Origin of the sequence: Kitasatospora sp. NBC_00374, from assembly GCF_041434935.1 — a bacterium.
GTDB lineage: Bacteria > Actinomycetota > Actinomycetes > Streptomycetales > Streptomycetaceae > Kitasatospora.
On record NZ_CP107964.1, the window covers coordinates 6,141,365 to 6,162,742 of the forward strand.

Annotated in this window: 20 protein-coding genes; 11 read left to right on the forward strand and 9 right to left on the reverse strand. The window is 70.9% G+C overall.

What is annotated here, in order from left to right; all coding sequences use genetic code 11:
- The first annotated feature begins 13 nt into the window (after positions 1-13).
- The 9 genes from OG871_RS27395 (at position 14) to OG871_RS27435 (ending at position 9,564) form a co-directional block, all read left to right on the forward strand.
- Entirely contained in the window at positions 14-1,720 is a 1,707-nt protein-coding gene (locus tag OG871_RS27395) for a DEAD/DEAH box helicase family protein (RefSeq protein ID WP_371500224.1), read from the forward strand.
- 425 nt (positions 1,721-2,145) lie between these two features.
- The gene (locus OG871_RS27400; RefSeq protein WP_371500226.1) at positions 2,146-2,514 is read left to right on the forward strand and encodes a hypothetical protein; all 369 of its coding nucleotides are present in this window, start codon (positions 2,146-2,148) and stop codon (positions 2,512-2,514) included.
- A 10-nt stretch (positions 2,515-2,524) separates the two neighbouring features.
- Positions 2,525-2,746 (forward strand): hypothetical protein, encoded by a 222-nt coding sequence (locus OG871_RS27405; RefSeq protein WP_371500228.1) that lies wholly within the window; start codon positions 2,525-2,527, stop codon positions 2,744-2,746.
- A 14-nt stretch (positions 2,747-2,760) separates the two neighbouring features.
- Complete coding sequence (locus tag OG871_RS27410) at positions 2,761-4,827, forward strand: phage portal protein (RefSeq protein WP_371500230.1); 2,067 nt, start codon at positions 2,761-2,763, stop codon at positions 4,825-4,827.
- A 63-nt stretch (positions 4,828-4,890) separates the two neighbouring features.
- The gene (locus OG871_RS27415; protein WP_371500232.1) at positions 4,891-5,136 is read left to right on the forward strand and encodes a hypothetical protein; all 246 of its coding nucleotides are present in this window, start codon (positions 4,891-4,893) and stop codon (positions 5,134-5,136) included.
- A gap of 122 nt (positions 5,137-5,258) precedes the next feature.
- Positions 5,259-6,284, forward strand: coding sequence for a hypothetical protein (locus tag OG871_RS27420; protein ID WP_371500234.1), 1,026 nt, complete (start codon positions 5,259-5,261; stop codon positions 6,282-6,284).
- 89 nt (positions 6,285-6,373) lie between these two features.
- Positions 6,374-7,405 (forward strand): hypothetical protein, encoded by a 1,032-nt coding sequence (locus tag OG871_RS27425; protein ID WP_371500236.1) that lies wholly within the window; start codon positions 6,374-6,376, stop codon positions 7,403-7,405.
- 68 nt (positions 7,406-7,473) lie between these two features.
- The gene (locus OG871_RS27430) at positions 7,474-8,634 is read left to right on the forward strand and encodes an HK97 family phage prohead protease (RefSeq protein ID WP_371500238.1); all 1,161 of its coding nucleotides are present in this window, start codon (positions 7,474-7,476) and stop codon (positions 8,632-8,634) included.
- A gap of 105 nt (positions 8,635-8,739) precedes the next feature.
- Complete coding sequence (locus OG871_RS27435) at positions 8,740-9,564, forward strand: N-acetylmuramoyl-L-alanine amidase (RefSeq protein ID WP_371500239.1); 825 nt, start codon at positions 8,740-8,742, stop codon at positions 9,562-9,564.
- Positions 9,565-9,627: 63 nt separating this feature from the next.
- Here the strand turns inward: OG871_RS27435 and OG871_RS27440 are convergent, their stop codons facing one another.
- A complete protein-coding gene (locus OG871_RS27440) occupies positions 9,628-10,305 on the reverse strand; it encodes a hypothetical protein (RefSeq protein WP_371500241.1) in 678 nt (225 codons plus the stop codon).
- Positions 10,306-10,652: 347 nt separating this feature from the next.
- Between OG871_RS27440 and OG871_RS27445 the strand changes: the two genes are divergently transcribed.
- Together OG871_RS27445 and OG871_RS27450 are read left to right on the forward strand one after the other, a co-directional pair.
- Complete coding sequence (locus tag OG871_RS27445) at positions 10,653-11,969, forward strand: phage major capsid protein (protein WP_371500243.1); 1,317 nt, start codon at positions 10,653-10,655, stop codon at positions 11,967-11,969.
- A complete protein-coding gene (locus tag OG871_RS27450; protein ID WP_371500244.1) occupies positions 11,969-12,424 on the forward strand; it encodes a hypothetical protein in 456 nt (151 codons plus the stop codon). The genes OG871_RS27445 and OG871_RS27450 overlap by 1 nt, the downstream gene beginning before the upstream one ends.
- A 292-nt stretch (positions 12,425-12,716) precedes the next feature.
- Here the strand turns inward: OG871_RS27450 and OG871_RS27455 are convergent, their stop codons facing one another.
- From OG871_RS27455 to OG871_RS27490, 8 genes are all read right to left on the reverse strand, one after another.
- Entirely contained in the window at positions 12,717-14,720 is a 2,004-nt protein-coding gene (locus tag OG871_RS27455) for an ABC transporter ATP-binding protein (protein ID WP_371500245.1), read from the reverse strand.
- Between the two features lie 169 nt (positions 14,721-14,889).
- Positions 14,890-15,372 (reverse strand): NUDIX domain-containing protein, encoded by a 483-nt coding sequence (locus OG871_RS27460; protein ID WP_371500247.1) that lies wholly within the window; start codon positions 15,370-15,372, stop codon positions 14,890-14,892.
- A 248-nt stretch (positions 15,373-15,620) separates the two neighbouring features.
- Complete coding sequence (locus OG871_RS27465) at positions 15,621-15,995, reverse strand: hypothetical protein (protein ID WP_371500249.1); 375 nt, start codon at positions 15,993-15,995, stop codon at positions 15,621-15,623.
- 78 nt (positions 15,996-16,073) lie between these two features.
- Entirely contained in the window at positions 16,074-16,292 is a 219-nt protein-coding gene (locus OG871_RS27470) for a hypothetical protein (RefSeq protein ID WP_371500251.1), read from the reverse strand.
- Positions 16,293-16,318: 26 nt separating this feature from the next.
- The gene (locus OG871_RS27475) at positions 16,319-16,840 is read right to left on the reverse strand and encodes a LuxR C-terminal-related transcriptional regulator (RefSeq protein ID WP_371500252.1); all 522 of its coding nucleotides are present in this window, start codon (positions 16,838-16,840) and stop codon (positions 16,319-16,321) included.
- Between the two features lie 29 nt (positions 16,841-16,869).
- The gene (locus tag OG871_RS27480) at positions 16,870-18,375 is read right to left on the reverse strand and encodes a Mur ligase domain-containing protein (protein WP_371500254.1); all 1,506 of its coding nucleotides are present in this window, start codon (positions 18,373-18,375) and stop codon (positions 16,870-16,872) included.
- Between the two features lie 84 nt (positions 18,376-18,459).
- Positions 18,460-19,872 (reverse strand): glutamine synthetase family protein, encoded by a 1,413-nt coding sequence (locus OG871_RS27485; RefSeq protein WP_371500256.1) that lies wholly within the window; start codon positions 19,870-19,872, stop codon positions 18,460-18,462.
- Complete coding sequence (locus OG871_RS27490) at positions 19,869-21,365, reverse strand: amino acid permease (protein ID WP_371500258.1); 1,497 nt, start codon at positions 21,363-21,365, stop codon at positions 19,869-19,871. Before OG871_RS27490 ends, OG871_RS27485 begins: the two co-directional genes overlap by 4 nt.
- Positions 21,366-21,378 lie beyond the last annotated feature (13 nt).

Consider the following 21,378-nt stretch of genomic DNA (forward strand, 5'->3'; position numbering starts at 1 on the left):
CGTAGGGGAGCCCGTGAAGCAGCCCCTGCCAGCCCTGCCCGCGCCTCGCCCCGGCAAGGTCGGCCGCCGCCTGTACGCCGACCTCGCGGCCTCGCCCCCAGCCCTCCGCCGCCGCTTCTACGACGGCTTGGCGGTCAGGGACTGGGCCCAGGTCCTCGCCGCTGCCAAGGCCGAGGCTGGCACCCCGTACGCCCTGTGGGCCGACGACCCCGTCGGCTTCGTCGAAGACGTCCTCGGCGAATCCCAGTGGAGCCGCCAGCGCGAGATCCTGGAAGCGCTGGTGGGCCACCGCCGCGTCGCAGTCCCCTCGTGCTTTGGCTCCGGCAAGACCCACATCGCGGCGAGAGCGGCCGTCTGGTTCTCGGTCGTCCACCCGCCCGGCACCGCCCTGACGGTCACCACCGCCACCCGTGCCCGGCAGGTGCAGCGTCAGATGTGGCCCCACATCCGGCAGATCGTCGCCCGGGCAGGCCTGCCCGGAGAGGTGGGCGTCACCCAGTGGAAGATGCCGGACTCCCACGGCTCGGACGTCGTGGTGGCATACGGCTTCTCGGCCCCCGACCACGACGAGTCCGCCGTTCAGGGCATCCACGCACCGCGGCTGATGTTCATTGTGGACGAGGCCGGCGGCATCGGTCGGATCATCGGTGCGGCCATGCGCGGTGTGCTCACCGGCGAGCACACCCGGGCCCTGCTGATCGGCAACCCACCGACCGACGACGAGGGCAGCTGGTTCGAGCAGACCTGCGCCGACCCGGCCGTACACGTGCTGCCGATCAGCGTCTACGACACCCCGCTGATGTCGGGCGAACGAACGCGGCGCTGCCGATCCTGCCCTCCGCAGGCGCCAGCGCACCTGCTCGCCTCCCACCTCGTGGACCCCGAGTGGGTACGGGACACGATCCGGGACCACGGGGAGGACGCCCCGTTCGTCCAGGCCAAGGTGCACGCCCAGTTCCCGCGCGGCGGCCAGGCCCGAGCGATCCCGGCGTCCTGGATCGAGGCCGCAGCCGACGCCGCCGAGCCGGACGGTGAGGACTTCCACGTGCTCAAGGGCCTCGGCCTGGACGGCGAGACCTCCCCGTACCGGGTGAAGGCCGGCGCGTGGGTGCGCCTGGGCGTCGATGTCGCTGCCGGCGGCGGCGACGAGATGGTGATCGCCCGCGCGGTCGGCGACCTCGTGGAGCTGCGCCACGCCACGGCAGGCCAGGACAACGCCGACCCCGTCGCGGTCGCCGGCGTCGTGCTGCGCGAGATCCTGGCGGCTCAGGTCCTCGCGCGAGCGATCGGCACCCGGCTCCCGGTCCGGGTCAAGGTCGACGGTGTCGGGGTCGGCTGGGGTGTGGCCGGCCTCCTGGAGTCGTGGCGACGGGAAGGGCTGCACGAGGCGGAGATCGTGTCGGTCGTCGTCAGCGAGGCACCAGGCCGGGACGACGAGGCGGCCACGCTGCGCCCTGCGACCCAGCGCGACGAGATGTGGCTGGCGACCCGGGCGCTGGTCTCGCCCGCCGCATCGGCGCTACGCCTGCGCGTGGATCGGCGGACTCAGGCCCAGCTGTCCGCGCCCAAGCTCGGCACAAGCGCGACCGGGCGGACGGTGATCGAGTCCAAGCGGTCGATGAAGGCGAGGGGAGTGAGTTCTCCGGACCGGGCGGAGGCCCTGCTGCTGGCTCTGTACGAGCCGCAGGCGCGTCGCCGGAAGGTCCGACTTGTCGCATAGGGCACCAGTCGAATGCATGCCGACAGTTGTCAGACGATGCATCTAATGTGCGCATGAAGATCCCACCTGTTAGACGGGGGACGAATCCGAAGGCGGCAGATCAAGGCATGTGATGGAAGTCACATCAAAAGAAGTGGCGAGGGCGGCATTGGCGGATATTGAATCGTTAGCGAGCCGTACTGCATATGCCAGACGGCGTCGGGGGATTCGGGGGATTTGGCGGGGGTGTGTCACATATCTGGACCACGCTCCACGTGCTCCTCCATTTCTCCTTACTCGGATACCTAGGTCGAGACGGAGGTGCCTCCAACCCCACGTTGGAGGTGCTACCACCCCTGGCGAGAAAAGGATGAATCAGTGCTCACAAATCAGTTCATGCGCTACGCGGCCTACCCCCGTCAGGCCGTCCGGAAAGGAGCTTCCAAATGACCACGGCTGCTGAGAAGCTCTCGCATGAATGGGTTATCGCCGCCTACGTCCCCGTGGACGCACAGGGCGCTGCATATGCACGCCGACGCGGCGTCTACCGCGTTCCGGCCACCACCAAGGTCTCCTCCGCCGAGGTGATGTGCATTCACTGCCGCAAGCCCTACGACGAGGCCCTGCACACCGAGTGCCCCGGCTCCGACCCCACCCTCCACGGCGGCCCCGTCGGAACCCGGAAGCGACGCACCCCCGCAGCGCACCCCGCCGGCACCGCCGCCGCGCCCGCCGTCCGCCTCGCCAGCACCTCGGGTGCGCGGCGCATTCCCGCCGCCAGCCACACCAGGACGCTAAGCAGCGGGGCTGCCTAGCCTGCGTGCCGTGACGACACCCAGCAGGCCCAACCCGCGCACCAAGAACGATGTCGCGCACCCGGCATCACGCCGGGTGCGCGACATCGCCGCCGTAGTCCTGTTCGCCCTCGGCGCGGCGGGACTCAACACCGCCGCCTACACCACGGACCCGCGGCTCGGCACGGCATGCACCAGCCTGTGCGCGCTCACCGTCGCCACCATCCTCGGGCGCGACGACGAGCAGCAGTAGGAGGAGCCCCGCCCATGTCCCGCCGATGGTTCCCCACCCTGCGCAGCACTCCGCCGGACGCCAAGAGCGAGCCGAACTACACCCTCAACTGGGCGCCAGCCGGCATCGACCGGGCCAGGCCGTGGTCCGTTGAACGAGCCGTCCAGGACGGCATGGAACGCGCCGTGTGGATCTACAAGGCCGTGGACACCATCGCCAACCACGCCGCCGACCGACTCCTGCGTGTGCGCCCACGCAGCGACAGCTCCGATGAGCCCCTGCCGCCGCTCGCCGACCACCCGCTCTACCAGGCGATGAACGTCAAGGCCAACCCCCTCGAGGTCGCCTGGATCCTCAAGAAGCGGGCGAGCATGCAGCTCCTGCTCAGCAAACGCGGCGTCTTCCTCGAGCCGACGTTCAGCCGGGGCGGCGACCTCCTGCGTATCGACCTCCTGCCCCCTGGGCGCACCAGGCCAGTCCCCGGCAAGGGTGCGGACCTCGTCTCCCACTTCGAAACCGTCACGCCGACCGGCGAACTGCGCACGCTTGACGTGGACCGGGTGCGATGGATCCGCAACCCCCACCCCCTCGACCCCTACTCCGGCATCACCCCGCTGGAGGCCGCCGGCCTGTCCGCCGACCTCGACTTCTTCACCCGCCACTACAACCTCAGCTTCGTCCATAACGACGCCCGGCCCGGCGGTGTCATCGGCATCGACGGCGACATGGACGACAGCGAACTGCGCCTGCTGCGCGCCAAGTTCGGCGGCGGGCCGTCAGCTGCCGGTGCCTGGACCGTGCTGACCGGCGGCAACATCACCGTCACCGACACCTCCACCACCCCACGGGACATGGCCTACGAGACCGTGTCCCTCAACTCCAAGGTCGAGCTCCTCGCCGCGTTCGGCGTCCCCGAATCCCAGCTCGGCAACGCCAGCGGCCGCACCTACGACAACGCCCAGGCCGAGAAGCTGCAGTTCTGGGAAGTCACCATGCCGCCACACCTGTCGCTGCTCGCCGCCGGCTTCCAGGAGGACGCCGGCGACGGCAACGAGGTCTACTCCGACACCTCCGACATCGACGTGCTGCGCAACGCCCGCTCCAAGCGCCTGACCGAGGCCCGCGAGGAGGTCGCCGCCGGCGTCCGGTCCGTCCGCTCCTACGCCGAACTCGCCGGCTACTCCGATGAGGTCGACGACACCCCGGCGACCCGCGCCCTGTGGCTCACCTCCGGCCGTACCCCGGTCCCCGCCCGCGCCGCCGACGCCCAGGCCTTCACCCCGGCCGCCACGCCGCCCACCAGCCAGCCACCACGTACGGCCAAGGCCCTCGACACCACCACCGACCTGTCGCTCGACCAGACCGCCGCCGAGACCCTTCACACCCGCCTGGACGACGCGCTCCAGACCCTCACTGTCCGCTGGACCGAACGTACCGTCGCCCGGCTCAGCGCCCCACGGCACCGCAAGGGCACCCGGCACTGGGACGACCGCGGTACCGAGGACACCCGGGCCGGCAGCAAGGACCTACCCGTCGAGCAGGTCATCGACGTAGCGACGTGGCAGCAGGAAGCGACCCAGGCCCTCCAGCCCCTCATCGAGCACGCCTCCGACGCCGCAGCGAACGAACTGAACGCCGCTCTCGGCTCAACCGGCACCAGTACGGTCACCGTCTGGCCCGCACTCGCCCCGCTGCTCACCGACTGGCTGGCCAAACAGGCCAGCGTCCTCGCCGAGGAAGTACGACAAGCCGACCGCGCAGGGAAGAACCTCACCGGCATCACCGACACCACCCGAGACTGGGGGCGCTCACTCGCGGCCTGGGCCACCAGCACGGCCAACCGCCTGGCCACCGCCACCATCGAGATCGCCCGAGACCAGGCCGCCGCCGCGACTGCCCGCGCCGGCCTCGTTCGCCGCTGGGTCGCCCACGACGACGGCCGGACCCGACCCGAGCACGAAGCCGCCGATGGCCAGACCCAACCGCTCGGACAGCCCTTCGCCGTCGGACAGGACCTGCTGCGCCACCCCGGCGACCCCCAGGCACCCCCGGGACAGGCCCTGAACTGCCGATGCCGCCTGGCATGGCGGATCCAGTACTGACCCCCCGTCAAGCCTGCCACGCACCCGCCCAGGGCCCGTGGCGGGCACGTGTGAGGATGGAGCATGAGCACCGGAACCCCACCCAGCGATCGGCAGCAGCTCAACGAGGACTGGATCCGCAGCCGACGCTGGGACATCCGCTACGCCAACGGCAACCCCGTGGCCACGCTCGACGGCCTCGCTGAAGTGCTCGGCATCGATCGGCGCGAGGCGGCCCGGCGCGTCCTGACCCAGCCCTTCGGGAAGGCCGCCCCCCAGGAGCTGCTGGACGAGGCCCATCAGGAGCCCGCAGCCGACCCGTCCTCCTGATCCCGCGCCCTCGCCGAACTGCGTAGGCCAGAACACGGATCGGCGGTCCTGCGACGCAGCGGCGCTATCGGTGACTTCTTGGCACTGTGCCCCCTCTGCCCCAGCGCTGCCGAGGGAGTGCCGTGCCGGACCCTGTCGTTCCTGCCATCCACCTGCGCCTCCGCGTGAAGCAGCAGCCCTTCCGCGAAAGTCTGCACCCTCGGGATGGCCAGGGGCGCTTCGCGCACACGCCAGGCGCCAGCACCGACCCGCTACTCGAGCGCATCCGGGCCGCCGCAGCTCGGCCCGCCCGCGGTCCACGCTCGCAGCCGCGGTTCGACGAGGAGGAACACGGCCTGGTGTTCCGGGACGGCGACAGCGAGCGCGTAGCGCAGGCATACAAGGCCAACGTCGTCGCCGGCCTGACCCAGGACCTAAAGGACGTACCAGACGATGCGCTCCTCGCAGAGAACGACCGCACCCGCCTGGCCAACGTCCAGAACGGCTACGCCACCGCACACCAGGACCCGGAGACCGGGCAGCTGCGCACCACCGGCCCCGGCAGCCCGCCCCCACACCCCTCGTGGACGCAGGTCAGCCCGGAAAAGGCCCGCGACCTCCTGCGATCGGAAGCCGCGAACCGCATGGTCGCGACCTGGGCGATGACCTCCAACGACGAGGACCCAGCCGCCCTCGCGCTTCAAGCAACCGCCCGCGACCACTTCGGCCTGCAGCCGGCCGCCGACTGGCCGAGCGTCGACCACCTCACGCAGGCCACCGCCGACCACCAGGCCGCCCACCGGTTCGCTCTCGAAGCGTTCCTCACCGCCATGTGGGACCGCACCCAGACCCACCTCGCCGAAGCCAACCTCGGCTCCCTCACGGTGTTCCGTGGCATGAGCACCCCCGACGGCAAACCGCCCGCCGGGTGGGCAGCCGACAGCAATACCCTCAACAACCCAGCCCTGCGCCCCCTCTCGGCGTTCTCCCTCGACCCCGACGTGGCCCACCAGTTCGCCACCGACGAGGGCCCCGGCATCGTCATGAGCGCCATCGTGCCCGCCGGACGCATCATCGCGACCCCGGCCACCGGGATCGGCTGCCTGGACGAATCCGAGGTCGTCGTTCTGGCCGGCCCGGGCACCCGGCACTGGCAGCGCGCCGACTGACGCCTGCTCAGTCATGCGCTCGGCGCGACGCTGCGCCCCTTCCGCTGCCAGCCTGCCGCGACCCACACCACCCGGCAGAAAGCAGCACGGTGTACGCCGAGCCCACCACCGTCACTCTGCACCTGCGGGCCAAGACTGGCCCGTGGGACGAACACCGCCACCGCCGAGACAACCGCGGGCGCTTTGCCGAGCATGCCGGCACCGCGCCAGCAGTCCTCCCCGGCACCCGATCCGACAGCCAGCACGTCCCCGACGCGGAGCTGCTCGGCAGCCGTCATCGCTCTGCGGGGAAGGTCAAGGCCGCCATGTGCGGCTCGCTTGCCCAGCGCATGGGCGCCGTCACGGACGAGCAGCTGCTCTCCGACCGGCAACGCGACCGCCTCACCCGAGTACGGGCCGGGCAACTCGCGGCCTACCGGCCGGAGAGCGGCGCCAACGGGTACGCGGACTATGTGGATCAGGCCGACCTGGACAGCGGGACCCGCCGAGAGCCGTGGGGCTACGTACGGATGACCGGCGATGAGTACCGCGACTTCGCCCGCGCCGAGGCCGTCTCCCACCTGGTGGCCGGCTGGGCCTCCACCGCCAACGATCACGACCCCAACGCCCTCGCACTACAGGAGACAGCCCGCCGCCGCTTCAACCTCGCGGACACGATGCCCTGGGACCACGGCCACGAGGAACTGGAAGCCGAGACACAACAGGTTCTCGCCGAGGACGGCCCAATCCTGGACGCCTTCCTCACTGCCATGTGGGAGACCACCCAGGAGCACTTCGCCACCCTGGGAGTCGACCACGTCACCGTGCACCGCGGCTTCACCGGCGACTACGACGACTCCCGCACCAGCGAGATCGACGGGACCGGTACCGTCACCGACCTCCCACTCCGGCCGCTCTCCTCGTTCTCCACCGAGAACCACATGGCCGAGGAGTTCGCCACGCAAGGCGGCGACGTGTCCGGCTACGTCATGAGCGGCGACGTGCCGGTCACCCGCATCCTGGCCGTCCCAGGGACCGGGATCGGCTGCCTGGAAGAGAACGAGATCGTCGTCCTGGCCGGCCCCGGAGAGTGGCACGTCTACGAGGTGTACCCCGACGAGACGGACGACTACTTCGACTGAGGCCAGGCGCGACCCAACACCCCACCGGCGCCTACGGTGGCCGGCACCAACCTCGGAGGAGCGACACGGTGGGAGCACGCACAGCCAGCGGCACGCTGGACCACAAGCAGGCGACCCTCGGCGTCCTGGAGACCAACGACGAGCATGGCGCGTTCACCACGCTCGTGTCCGTCACCGGTCTCCTGGACCACGACGGCGACGTCATCGAGCCAGGCGCCTACACCCGCACCCTGGCCGAGCTCACCCCCAAGGGGGTGTGGTCGCACGACTGGAACGTGTGGACCGCACGCACCGAGCACATCGAGGAACTGCTGCCCGGCGACGCGCGTCTGCCCGCCACCCTCCCGGACGGGCAGCCGTGGCCCCCCGGGGCGGGCGCGCTGCTTGTCAAGGGCCGCTGCAACCTTGCCACGCAGGCCGGCCAGGACATGTACGCCAACCTGCAGTTCTTCGGCGACCAAGTTCAGTGGTCGATCGGCTACAAGGTCCGCACCGCCAAGCGCAGCAAGGGCGCCCGGCACATCACCGACCTCGACCTGTACGAGTACAGCCCGGTCCTGTTCGGCGCGAACCCGTACACCTCGACCCTCGACCTCAAGCGCCACCCGGACGCCAAGGCCCGCGGACTGCTGCGCGAAGCCGAGGTCGAACTCGCCCCGCTCGCCGGGACACTGGAAGAGCGCATCGATGCGATCACCGCCGTCGTGCAGCAGCGCCTCCTCCTGGCTGCCCCCGACGAGTTCGGCGGCGGCACTCTTCAGATCATCGGCACCTACCCGGACCGGGTGATCGCCTCCCTGTGGAAGTACACCGAGGACGGCTACGGCGCCACCACCTGGGAGGTGCCGTACACCCTGGATGGTGAAGGACAGCCGACCGCCGGCCCGCCCCGCCCGGTGCGCCTGGTCCTGGACGTCGAGGGGGACGGAGCGGACACCGCCCTCGCCCCGCTGGTGCCCGAGCTGGACCGGGTCACATCCCAGCTCAAGACCCTCACCGCGGTGGAGAGCAAGGAAGGCCGGGCCCTGTCCGGCGAGAACGCCGGCCGCCTGGCCACCGCGGTTCAGCAACTGGTCGCCGTCCTCGACTCCGCCGGCATCTCCTGGCAGCAGTCGGACGACCCGCCGCCGCAGAGCAAGCAGACCGCCACGATCCTGCACCTGGGCGAGATCAGCGCGGCCCTGGCCCTGTTCGCCGATGCCCACGAGGGCGCCGACGCGGCCAAGTGACGAGGCGACCTTAGCCACAGCCCCGGCCTAGTTTCCCGGCACCAAGTACTCAGACCGGGAGGACACCGTGCGAATGAGGCATTGGAGCGAGCCGGAGGCGAGCCGATGAAGCTCGTCTCCCGCTCTGAATGGGGCGCGGCGCGGCCCACCGGCTCCTACGTTCCTGTCAGCTCCACCAAGGGCGTCAAGATCCACTACGAGGGGTCCGCCGTCCCGGGCGCTCTCGCCAGCGACCACGGCCGGTGCGCCGGCCACGTTCGGGACATCCAGGCCTCGCACATGGCGAACCGGGGCGAGGGCTGGATCGACATCGCCTACAGCTTCGTCGTGTGCCCGCACGGCTACGTGCACGAGGGACGCGGCCTCCACCGGAAGAACGGCGCGAACGGCAACGGGCCCCTGAACGCCGGCCACTACGCGGTGTGCGCCATGGTCGGCACCTCCGGCATCACCTCGCCGACCGACGACATGCTGGGCGGCCTGGTCGACGCCATCGAGTACTGCCGCAGCGAGGGCGGCGCCGGCAGCGAAGTCCGGGGCCACCGGGACGGCTACGCCACCGACTGCCCCGGCGACGACCTGTACGGCTGGATCCAGCAGGGCGCACCCAGGCCCAGCGGCTCGGGAGCGGCGCCGGCACCGGTGCCGCCGTCCGGCCCGTCGGCCGCTCCGCCCTTCCCCGGCCGCATCCTGCGGCTCGCCGAACCGATGATGCACGGCTCCGACGTGGGAACCGTGCAGGCCCGGCTGATCGAACGCACGTGGAACGTCGGCCCCGACGGCGCGGACGGCTGGTACGGGGAGCACACCCGAACGACGGTCACCGCGTTCCAGCGAGACTCCACGGACAACGGCTGGCTGCTCGCCGACGACGGTGAGGTCGGACCGCTCACCTGGGCGGCCTTGTGGGACCGGCCCGTCACCCGCTGAACGCCGCAGTGCCCCACCCAGAGACAGGGTGGGGCACTGCGGCGTTCAGCGGGCTGCCCGGTACTACCGGGCACTATGCGCTCGGCTTGCGAGAACCCCTCGTGCCCTGTTGATCGGCGGGTCCCAACTCCGTCCTGTCGTCGCGCTGGAGACCGTTGCGTGGGAGACCCCAAGACGTTCCGCGAGGTCAACGCTCGGGAAGTTGCCCCGCGCCAGTTCCCGCGACCGGTAGGCCTCCCGGGTCAGGCGCCCCAGCGTGCTGCTCGCCCACGTGGCCAGCACCCGGAAGCCCTCACGCACCCAGAACTGCGTCTCGATCCTGCGGACAGCCTCCGGCAGACCCGAGTCCGACACGTCCGACCAAAGAGCGGGTGTGATCAGGTGACGGGCGGCGTACTCCTCGGCGGCCTGCACATCCGGGTGACCCTGCACCTGCGGTGAGAGGGTGGTGTGAGCCAGAGCAGTGACCCAGCCCTCCTCCGTCCGGGCGAGGCATCCCCAGACACCGCGCACCTGCGCCCGCGGCCACAGCCACCAGGCCGCGAGCTGGTGCAGCCACGCGTCGGCTCGCGCTTCCCCGGCGCACGGCCCGTACAGCGTCGTTCCTTTCCCGGGCATGCTTGCGCGCAGCATCCAACCCTCGTCCGAGGAAAGGATCTGGAACTGGGCCCCCGCGACGGACAGACTGCTGCCCGGCCGATCGGCCGGCGCTGCTGCTGGCGGGTCGAGGTCGTCGGACACCTGCGGCAAGTCCGGGCGGGGAAAGGGGTACACGGCGGCACTCCGATCGATAGCGGCCGAGCCACGCCCGGCAGGTCCGGCGCTCTGCCCGACCGCTCCACCATCACCAGCCCATGACCGCCCTGGGAACACCCAATGGTCTTGCAAGAAGCAGAAGTTGAAGCGCGAGCGCGAGGCGTCAGCTCACGCTGGCAACCTGCCCAAGCCTCGGCGCGACACTAAGGGCTGACCGCTCCTACGGTGTGCCGATCGCCGTGGCGCTCCGGTGCTGACCGGGCGCACGACGTGACACCCCTTCGTCCCGCGCTGGCGGGGCGGCCCGGCTCAACACCAAGGAGCGTCACCTCGTGACCGCCGACAAGACCCGGCTCAAGGAGCTCAACACCGCGCTGCGCGCCAAGGCGGCGGAGCTGGACACCATTAGCAACGCCTTCACGATCGAGGACGGCGGCGTCACCGTCTCCCCCGACAAGGCCGCTGCCTTCCGCAAGACGCTCAGCGAGGCTCAGGAGATCAAGCAGCTGATCACCGACCTCGAGGGCGCCGCCGGCATTCAGACCTTCCTCAACGAGCCCACCACCCAGCCCTACGCCCCGCAGGACGCCGCGCTCGCTGCGCGCCTCGGCACCGGCCAGGCCAAGACCCTCGGTCAGCGGTTCGTCGACTCGGACGAGTTCAAGGCCCTGAGCGCCGGCGGCTTCCGGGGAAGCTTCGACGAGATGGTGACCGTGGACGGCCACGCCCTCGACCAGCTCGCCAGCAAGGACATCTTCAGCCGGTCCGCCGGCACTGCCGCTGTCCTCGGCCTGGGTGCCGCCGAGCGGCTGGACATCGTCCCGCGCGCCCTGCGACCGGGCCGCATCCGCGACCTCTTCCCCTCCCAGACCACCACCGCGAACCTGCTGTACGGCGTCCGGGTCACCGGCTTCACCAACGCGGCCGGGATCGTGCCTGAGCGGGCCATGGAGGTGCCGCCCGGCGGCGGAGCAGCGGTCGAGGTCTACGCTCGGGCCGGGCAGTCGAACCTCACCTTCAAGACCGTCACCTACCCGGTCGCCGAGATCGCGCACACGATGCCGGTCCACAAGAACACGCTCGCCGACGAACCGCGGCTGCGCGACCTGATCGACACCGAGATGGTCGACGGCGTGAAGATGACCGAGGACAACGAGATCCTGTACGGCGTCGGCGGAGACGAGAAGATCCTCGGCATCGTCAACACCCAGGGCGTCCAGACCTACGCCCAGGTGGACCCGGACAAGCAGTCTGCCGCGATCCGCCGCGCCGCCACCCGCGCGTTCCTCGCCTACTTCCCGCCTACCGGGATCGTCCTGCACCCGTTCGACTTCGAGGACCTGGAGCTGGAGGTCGACAACAACGGGGCCTACCGCGTGGCGGTCAACGTCGCGATCGGCGCGCAGAAGGTCGTCTGGCGGCTCGCCGTCGTGGACTCCATGGCGATCAACGAGGGCAAGTTCCTCCTCGGCTCCTTCGGTCTTGGCGCCCGCCTGTACGACCGCGAGCAGGTCTCCGTCCAGGTCTCCACCGAGAACCGGGACAACTTCGAGCGGGGTGTGGTGACCATGCGCGGCTCCGAGCGCGTCGGGCTGGAGGTCCCCCGCCCGGAGTCCTTCGTCTACGGCACCTTTAAGGCGACCCCCTGATGGCCGCCCGCAAGCCGTCGACGGGCCCGGCCAGCACGCCCGAACCGCAGACCGGGCCGACCGCTGGGGCTGTCAGCAACCCGCCGCCAGTCAGCCCGCCCGGCATCGAGCTGTCGGCCGCAGCCCCGCTCGAGCCGCCAGCGGCCGTCAGCGCCCAGCCACCAGCGCCCAGCCCCGAACTGCCCCCCACCCCCGGGATCACGACGCACCAGCCACTCGCCAGCGATGACGTCGAACTGGTGGATGAGGACGGCGACGAGCTGCCGCAGGACCTGGCCGAGCTGTTCGACCTGACCCACCCAGAGTGGACCGTCGTCTATCCGCGGATACGGATCTACCAGCGCCGCACCTACACCGGCAGCCGGCGTACCGTGACCCACCTGCTGTACACCCCAGCCCAGTCGATCCCCCGCAGCGAGTTCGACCAGCTCCGGCAGGCCCTCGGCTGGGACTGATCACCACCCCTACGGTCACGAGCCCGTCCCTGAACCCCGGAACGGGCCTCGTCCGTGAACGCCCCACCCAGTGGGGGAGGGCATGGGCGCGATCCCGCAAACCTGTGACGTACTGGCTGTGTTCGCGAGAGCGCGCAGCACTTCGACAGCGCTCCGAGAGGCAATCGAGCGCCCGCGAGCGAGTCATGCTCAGGCGAACAGCATCCGGCATACAGGTGGGTGTGCCCGGGGAGGGGTACGGCTTCGCACCGGGCGCCGGAAAGCGTGACCCGGCGCTTGACGAGTACCCGGTTCAGAACCTGACCACTGGATCGGTCTCCGACGCAGCCTGCTGAGGCACATGCGAGATGGCGTACTGGCGCGCCTGGAGGAGGTATGCCTCGCGGTACTGGGTGATGGGTTCCTGGGCCATCAGCTCGTCGTGGGTGCCCTGCTCGACCAGGCGGCCGTGGTGGAGGACGTAGATGCGGTCTGCCTTGGCAGTGGCCGCCAGCCGGTGGGTGATCAGGACGACGGTGACGCCGAGTTTGGTGAGGTCGCGGATCTGCTCGAAAGCGGCGACCTCGGCCTTTGCGTCCATCGCGGAGGTCGGCTCGTCGACGATCACGAGGTGCGGGAGCCGCCCGTCCGGCGCCGGGGTGGTGAGCCGCAGGTGGGTGCGGGCCAGAGCGACGCGCTGCCACTGCCCCCCGGACAGCCCGACTCCGCCCTCGTAGCCCTTCGCGACCAGGGTGTCCCAGCCGCGCGGCAGCTCTTCGACCACGGGCTGCAGGTCCGCGTAATCTGCGGCGGCGTCGAGCTGCTCCTGGCTGCACGGGACTTCGGGCCGGCCCAACAGGAGATTCGCCCGGAGGGTGAAGGCCCAGCGCTGGAAGTTCTGAGCGAGCAGGGCAACGGACGAGAACAGCTGGTCGCGATCGGCTTCGGCGACGTCCACGTCCCCCCACACAATGCGTCCCTGATGAGGCTGGTACACCCCTGACAGGAGGTGGGCGAGCGTGGACTTGCCCGAGCCGTTCTCGCCGACCAGGGCGATCACCTCGCCCCGGCCGATGGTCAAGCTGATCTTGTCCAGTGCGGGGGTGTCGCGGCCGTCATAGGTGAAGGTGACGTCCTCTACGCGGATGGTCTCCGGGCGTTCGGGCAGCGGGAGGCCCCCGATGGGGATGGCCCGGCGCGCGCCCTCGCGGTGGAGGTCGTCGAGGTCCCGCACGAAAAGGGCCTCTTCGTAGAGCCCGTTGATCTGTGAGACGAGGCCGCCGATGCTGGCCGAGCCGGTGCGGATCGCGACCACGGCGGTGCCGGCCACGGCCAGGGCCATGGAGCCGTCCACCACGAGCCAGCCGAGCAGGGCGAACGCGCCGACGGTCGCCAGGCCGGCCAGAGCAGCGCTGACCAGGTCGGTGCGGGCCTTCGCGTCGGCCAGGCGTGCCTGCTCCTTCTCGGCCGCCCGGGCCATCTGCTCGTAGTGGCCCAGGATGAACGGCCCGGAGGCGTGCACACGCAGCTCGGCCGCCGACCACGGCCGCACCAGCATGTCCGCCAGGGCGGTGCTGGCCCGCGAGTGCTGCAACCACGACTTCGTGGAGGCGTAGCGGCGCCGCGCGGTGCGCACGGCGCCCCAGCCGCGCGGAGCGGAGATCAACAGGAGCATCGGCAAGAGTGCGGGGTGCAGTACGGACAGCACGCCGCCAGCAGACACCAGACCGAGCGACGCGGTGAGCACGGAGGTGGCCTGGCCGACCAGGTGCTGGATGGACACCGCGCCCCAGCGGGCGCTGTCCACGAAGGACAGGAACTCCGGGTCCTCGATCGCCTCCAGTTCCGTGCGGCTAACGATCCGCAGGAAGTCGCCGGTGGCGACCCGGAACACGGCCGGCTCGAGTTTGCCCGCCGCGCGGCCGGATGCGGCGGACAGCACCGCTGAAAGGCCCGCGACGGCGCCCACGACCATGATCGCAGGCAGCGCCGCGCGCAGCACGTCCTCCACTGGGCCGGGGGTGAGGAGTTGGGCGAGGGCCCGGCTGGTGGCCAGCAGGGCGACGGCGGCGGCGAGGCCTCGCAGCACCTCGGCGCCGACCAGCATGGTCATCGAGGTGCGATCGGCCTGCCAGGCCATCCGCCCAGCCAGCCGCATCAGGGAAGGCAGCTGCCGGGCCACGGCCAGGAAAGTAACGTCCGCGCCAGCCATCTCGTGGCGGGCCCAGCCGTAGTCGTAGCGCATTGGCCCGCCGAACAGCAGCTGCTCGCTGTCGGACCCTTTGGGACGGCCAGGGCTCGGGGGTGTGGGTGTCATCGCAGATGCCTCCGTCAGGTGGTCAGGAGCAGGCAGAGCAGATCATCGAGCGGCTACTCGGCGACACCGGCCGAGTCGAAGGAGCCCCGCAGCAGGGCCGCGTCGGCGGCGCCCAGGCCGATGGCGCGGGGAATGCCTGGTCGGGCGGTCGCCGGCGGCTGGCCCACGGTCAGGCTCCGACCAGAGCGCGGGGATCGACGTCGGCGTCCCAGCCGTGGGTGGAGAAGCCTCGACCGCCGTTCAGGTACGAGGCGAGGGCCTGATGGGAGGTGGGGAACATCGGACGGGGCAGCGCGGCGGCGTCCGACCACACCACCGCGAGGTGCTTGTCCGGCTCGGTATTGGTCAACGTGCCCGTCCAACTAGTCGTGGCGAAGACCGAGAGCAGGAAAGGGCCCAGGCCATCCCAGCCCTCCCGGACCTGGATCGTGTGGACCAGCCGCAGGTCCTCGGCCACGACGACCAGCCCCGTTTCCTCGAACAGCTCCCGCGCGGCGGCCTCATCGAGCCGCTCGCCCTCCTCAACCTTCCCGCCCGGGATCGTCCATGCCGGGCCCTCGCTCCAACTGGCCGCTGCGTAGTGGATGGTGGCGATCCCGCCGATCTTCTCGTCGTGGACGATCACGGACACGGCCTGGCGCAGGCTCTGCACAGTGCTGCTCCAAAAGGGTGAGAAGGGCAGGGGAGTACGGCCGTGCGGCCTGTACGCGCGGTGCTCACACGGGGAACCCGCGTACGGACAGATGCCGTCCGGCTGGGACGGCGCGCTACGGCGACACGGGACCTCCATGAAGGTGCTGTGGGCGGGAGACCGGATGGGAAGCGCCCGGGCGACGATCCTGACAGGCCTGCTCGGCGACGATGCTGAACTCTCAGCACGGTCACCCGATGGTGCCAACATCAGTTCGATATTGGCGTGTTGCTCGACGGGTCAGCCTCGACCTCACCCTGATGGACGCACCCGCGGATCCTGGGGGAGCCGGGGATAGCGAGTAGCCCGAGAACGGTGCCGATGGCGATCGCGTGCGCGGAGCGGCGGATTCTCACCTGTGTGGGGGAGTTGGGCGCTGCGCTGAGGCCGGTCGGCAGCAGCGCGGGAGCGGCGGCTCCGGACAGCACGGTGCGCGGCATATCGGCCAGGGCGACGAAGTCGACCAGGACAGCGTTTCGGTCGCGATGCCACAGGTCCAGCTCGCGACTGCTCGCCCCGCCGGTCGGCCGTAGCCGGCACAGGGCGGCCCGATCGACTGGGTGCTTGCCGGGTGGCGCATTCACATCTCTTCTCTGTGGTCGAAGGGGTGCGGCCCTGGCCCGAACGGCCGCCATGGGTGTGGAGCGGGGTGGTGGGGGTCCTCAGCTGGCCGGCGGCCGCTGGCCGCTGGTGGTGGATGTGCGCTTTGGCGGGGTGGTTCGGTGGTTGATCAGACGGTCAGCGGTGGCGAGGGCGGCGAGCGAGACGATGGCGAGGATCCCCAGGTCCAGGGGTTGGCCGATCTCGGCGCGGTGCTGGAGGAGATAGAGGACGGCGCCGCCGACCGAGAAGCCGAGCAGGAAGCACACCGCTCCCAGCACAGCGCGGCTGGCTGTTCGGCGGATGCTCACGGCGCCCGCCGATGCTGCTCGACGTCGTGACCGCGCGGGTCGGCGGGCCAGGCCGGCTCGATGTCGTTCAGCCTGGTGAGACCGGCGAGGACACCGACGACGCTGGCCTGAAGCTGGCTGTCGACACCCAGCTGGGTGAGCAGCGTTTTGGTGTAGGTGCGCATTGTGCTCGGGGCGATGCCCCAGTCGGCGGTCAGCTCGGGTGTGCTCCGGCCGGCGGCCCAGCCTTGCAGGATCTGCAGCAGGCGAGGCGGGAGTTGGGGCTTGATGGTGAGGGCCGCGCTGGGGTGGACCGGGCTGGTGACGATCCGGTGAGCGGAGGCCCAGGCGGCGAGCTGCAGCACCGTGCGTGTGCGGGTCTTGGCGAGAAGCAGCTCGATGGCGCTACGCACACTGCCCGGATCCACAGCGGCCTCGTGGTCGGCGGAGATCTGGTCGTGGCTGGCGCCGGCGGCGACGAGGACGATTAGGCGGCGTTCCTGGTCGCTGAGGTCGGGCAGGGGCCCAGTGGCGGTCATGGCTCGTTCTTTCGCAGCTTCGGGCGGGGTCACAGCTGGTGGGGGATCGGCGCGTTGGGGGCGGCGAGGTGGAACAGCAGACGCGGGCCGATGCGCCTTGCCTGGTCTGTGCCGATGACGAGGACGAGATCGCCGGGGGTGGTGAGAGCGGCGATCTGCTGTTCGGCGCAGGGCTCGCCTGGGCTGGAGCGGATCCGGTGGACCGCGTCCGTTCCGAGGGCCTGGCGGGCGACCTGTTCGACGGCGTCGAGCGGGTCGTCGGCGTAGAGGGTGGTCAACGGGGTGCTGACCGGGAGCAGAACCACGTGGTCCGCGTGGCCGATCGCGGCACCCAGCTCGGCGGCGTGCGCGGCGGTGCGGGCGACACCGTCGGGCTCCAGGACCGCGATCACCGAGTCCTCGGCGAGCATCCGGGCGGCCGTGAGGTCCTCGGAGATCTCATGGGGGTGACGAGCGCGGGAGTCGACCACGGTGATCTGGCGGTGTGTGCCGACAGTGGCGAGCGAGCGCTCGACGCCGTCGAACCGGGCGAGGTCGGCGACCGCCTGCGGGTCCTCGCCAAGGACGAGAGCGGTGGCGATCGCGGCGCAGGCGGCCAGGGCGTGGTGGCGGCCGGCGATCGGCACGACGAACGGGTGCTGCTCGCCCTGGTGCTGCAGGGTGGCGTGGTAGCGATCTCCGGTCCAGCGGGGTACCAGGATCCGAACGTCGTCGTTTTGGTCGAGGCCGACGCTGACCATGCGCGGGCCGGGGCGGTCGCCCAGTCGTTCGCGGAGGATCTTCGAGCCGCGGTCCCAGGTCGGCAGGATGACGGTCGCGGCGGTGCGGGCGAGGCGCTCGGCGGCGTTCAGGCCCTCGATGTTGTCCGGGTGATGCGGGGCGTTGGCGCTGGTGGTGGTGATCAGCGCGATGGCGGGCTGCGGGTGCTTGTCCAGGTAGTTCGGGGCGGGCCGGTGCTGCCAGGCTCCGGGAGGCGCGGCCTCGTGGGTGGCGGTGTCGGGGCAGAAGTCCACGATGAGCCGGCCTTCGCCGGCGTGCCCGACGGAGCCCGTCCGGGACGCGGCGTTGAGGATCCAGCCGGTCGTGCCGTCGTCGAGCGCCGCGGCCAGGGCGGCTGCCGCGGTCGCGGTGCTGTGACTGCCGCCGACCGCCACCACCTGGTGTCCGGGGTGCGCGGCCACGGCTGCGAGTGCGAGCGCCCGCCCGAGCACCGGCAGTCGCAGCACCTGCGCGCGGTCCAGCTCGGGATGTCGGCCGACGAGAACACCCGACCACACCACCGCCGTACGGTCGGTGCGCACGTGCCCGGCCTCGAAGCCGACTTCGACCTTCACCCCGGCGGCTCTCAGTCCTGCCACCACTGGGCTGTCCTGTGAGGTGGGTGGCACGCTGCCGGTGACGTCGGCGCCGCGTCCGGCAAGCCATCGGGCCAGGCCCTCCATGCCGGGTACGGCGACGTCGACCAGGTGTGGGGCGGACAGCAGCTCGGGCACGGCCGAGGCCACCTTGGTCGTGGGGCGGGTGGGGGTGTCCATGCGGGTCTCCATCGGGGAAGCGGAAGGTGGGGGTTGGTCCGGACCGGCGGCGGGGAGGGGGATCACCCACCGCCGGCCCGGGGCTTATGCCTGGGTGAAACCGCGCTCCAACTCGGCGTCGCTGACGCGGGCGGCGTGGTGGTCCAGGTCCAGGCGGGCGACAGAGGCCAGGTGCGCGACGACTCGCTCGCCCAGCAGCTCGGCAGCGAGCGTGCTGGCCTCGAACCCGGCGAGGGCCTCGGCCAGGGAACGGGGCACGGCCTCGGCGGCGACGTCCTGGTAGGCGTCGCCGACGCTCGCGTCACGAGGCTTGAGGCCAGCCTCGATGCCGTGCCGGACTCCGGCGAGGACTGCGGTCAGCGCCAGCACCGGGTTGGCGTCGGCGCCGGGCAGGCGCACCTCCAGCCGCAGGCTGCGGCCGTGGCCGACCACCCGCACCGCGCAGGAGCGGTTGTCCCGCCCCCAGGTGAAGCGGGCGGGAGCGAACGAGTGGTCGCCGTAGCGCCGGTAGGAGTTCACGTACGGTGCCCACAGCGGGGCGGTCTCCGGCAGTACGGTCAGCAGGCCGGCCACCGCCTGCTCGCCCAGCCCTGACAGGGCCGTCCCGTCATTGGCGTCGGCGGCCAGCACCGGCCGATCGTCGAAGTCGTGCAGCGAGACGTGTAGGTGCATGCCGTTGCCGACCCCGCCCGGCAGGGCCGCCATGAACGAGGCGGTCAGGTCCTGCTCGTCCGCGACCGTCTTCGCGGCGTGCTTGAACAGCAGGTGTTGCTCGCACATGGCCGTCACCTCCCCGTAGGGGAAGGTGACCTCGATCTGGCCCGGCGCGCCCTCACCCTTGACTGCCTCGACCGGGAGGCCAGACCCGGCGAGGACCTGCCGTAGCCTCCTGCTGAACTCCCGGACCGGAAGCGGAAGGTCGAGCGAGTAGTCCCGGTTGTCCCGGACTGCAGGGCGAAGCCCCTGCCAGCCAGCCGCCGCCGCGTCCCGGGCGATGCCTTCGTAGAGGACGAACTCCGTCTCGATTCCGACGGCGGCGACCAGGCCGAGGCTGGCGAGGCGGTGCCACTGCTCGTTCAGCACGGTTGTCGGAGCGAGTGGGTGTGGGAATCCCCCGCTGATCGGATCGGCGAGGACGATCGCTGTGGAGGGCAGCCACGGCAGTACCCGGGCCTGTTGGGTGTCGGGCAGCAGCGCGATGTCACCGAAGCCGCTCTCCCACGAGAAGGCCCCGGTCCGTGGGGCGGTCATGCCCAGGTCGGTGCCGAGAACGTACCCGCACATCTCCGGGCTGATCCGGTCCGACCGAAGTCGCTCCAGCAGGACCCGCGCGTCGAACGCCTTGCCCTTGAGTCGTCCCTGCACGTCGAGGGCCGCGAGCAGCACGGTATCGATGCCGTGGGCGTCCACCAGCTGGTGCAGCGGGCCGACGGGCGCTGCGGCCCCGGCCGCAGTCCGGTCCGCGCGGAGGCGGGCGGCGCGCAAGGTGGCCCTCATACGATCTGCGCCTCGACCCGGGCCAGGTGCGCGTCCTGTACGACCGGCACGGAGAACTTCGACCCGGTCAAGCGGTACCAGGCGGCCGACAGGGCCAGGACGACAATCAGGGTGATGGGGGCGTAGTTGAACGTCTGGACGGTCAGGGGGTATCGCTGCGGCAGGCACACCAGCACCGTCACCACGACGACCCACACCACGGCGGCGATCCCGACCGGACGGCTCCATCGGCCCAGGGTCCACGGGCCGGGGACGAAGCGGTCGCCCTGACGGAGCCGCAGGAACACCGGGATGATGTACGACGGGGTCATGCCGATCACGTTCACGGCGGTCACCGCCCCATACGCGACCGGCGACCAGAGCGAGGGCACCGCAAGGAGGAATGCGACCGACACGGCCAGCCAGACCGCCGGCACCGGAACACCGTTGGGGGACACCCGGCGCCACGTCGCAGACCCGGGCAGCGCGCCGTCCCGGGAGAAGGCGTAGATCATCCGGCTCGCGGCTGTCGTCTCGGCCGAGCCACAGAACAGCTGGGCGCCGATAACGATCAGCAACAGTGCCTTCGCGCCGGTTGTCCCGAGCGTGTCGAGGAAGATCTGCGCCGGGGGCACCGCCGCCACGGCGGTCCCGGCATAGTCCTGCACCGCGAACAGCAGGCCCGCCAGCAGCACGAACCCGGCCAGCAAGGAGACCCAGATCGACCGGACGATGCCGCGCGGCGCCGCCATCCGCGCGTCCGTCGTCTCCTCCGACAGGTGGGCGCTCGCGTCGTAGCCGCAGAAGGTGTAGCCGGCCAGCAGCAGCCCGACCGCCGAGACATAGACCGGGTTCGACCAGCCGGTCTCGTTCACGAAGTGCCCGAACACGAAGCTCGCGTCCTGATGGTGGGAGGGGACGACCGCGAGCACGCCGACGATCACCGCGACGCCTGTCAGGTGCCACCACACCGAGATGCTGTTGAGCAGGCTCACCACCCGGACACCGACGACGTTGAGCAGGGCGTGGAGCAGCAGGACCGCGGCAAAGACGGTCAGGATCACGCCCGGTGTCGGCATGACGCCCCACTGGAGCCCGGCGAAGGCTGTGATGAAGCTGGCGGCGCCGTAGTCGATGCCAGCGATCCCGCCCAACAGCCCCAAGAGGTTGAGCCAGCCGGTCACCCATCCCCAGCGCGGTCCGCCGAGGCGCTGGGACATGAAGTAGAGGCCGCCGGAGGTGGGGTAGGCGCTGGTGACCTCGGCCAGGGAGAGGCCGACGAGCAGCACGGCCAGGCCGACGCCGAGCCAGCCCCACATCATCACGGCCGGGCCGCCGGTCACCAGCCCGAACCCGAACAGCGTCATGCACCCGCTGAGCACCGAGATGACCGAGAAGGAGACGGCGAAGTTCCCGAACGAGCCCATCCTGCGGGTCAGTTCGGGTTCGTAGCCCAGTGACCGCAGATGCTCGTCGTCCCCGCGGGCGGGGGCGGAACGGTGATACCGAGACATGCAGAGACCTCCG

Excerpts from the sequence above, each read along its gene's own strand:
- OG871_RS27400 (WP_371500226.1), top strand. The coding sequence starts at position 2,146 with ATGACCACGGCTGCTGAGAAGCTCTCGCATGAATGGGTTATCGCCGCC.
- OG871_RS27410 (WP_371500230.1), top strand. The coding sequence starts at position 2,761 with ATGTCCCGCCGATGGTTCCCCACCCTGCGCAGCACTCCGCCGGACGCC.
- OG871_RS27415 (WP_371500232.1), top strand. The coding sequence starts at position 4,891 with ATGAGCACCGGAACCCCACCCAGCGATCGGCAGCAGCTCAACGAGGAC.
- OG871_RS27435 (WP_371500239.1), top strand. The coding sequence starts at position 8,740 with ATGAAGCTCGTCTCCCGCTCTGAATGGGGCGCGGCGCGGCCCACCGGC.
- OG871_RS27450 (WP_371500244.1), top strand. The coding sequence starts at position 11,969 with ATGGCCGCCCGCAAGCCGTCGACGGGCCCGGCCAGCACGCCCGAACCG.
- OG871_RS27455 (WP_371500245.1), bottom strand. The coding sequence starts at position 14,720 with ATGACACCCACACCCCCGAGCCCTGGCCGTCCCAAAGGGTCCGACAGC.
- OG871_RS27475 (WP_371500252.1), bottom strand. The coding sequence starts at position 16,840 with ATGACCGCCACTGGGCCCCTGCCCGACCTCAGCGACCAGGAACGCCGC.
- OG871_RS27480 (WP_371500254.1), bottom strand. The coding sequence starts at position 18,375 with ATGGACACCCCCACCCGCCCCACGACCAAGGTGGCCTCGGCCGTGCCC.
- OG871_RS27485 (WP_371500256.1), bottom strand. The coding sequence starts at position 19,872 with ATGAGGGCCACCTTGCGCGCCGCCCGCCTCCGCGCGGACCGGACTGCG.
- OG871_RS27490 (WP_371500258.1), bottom strand. The coding sequence starts at position 21,365 with ATGTCTCGGTATCACCGTTCCGCCCCCGCCCGCGGGGACGACGAGCAT.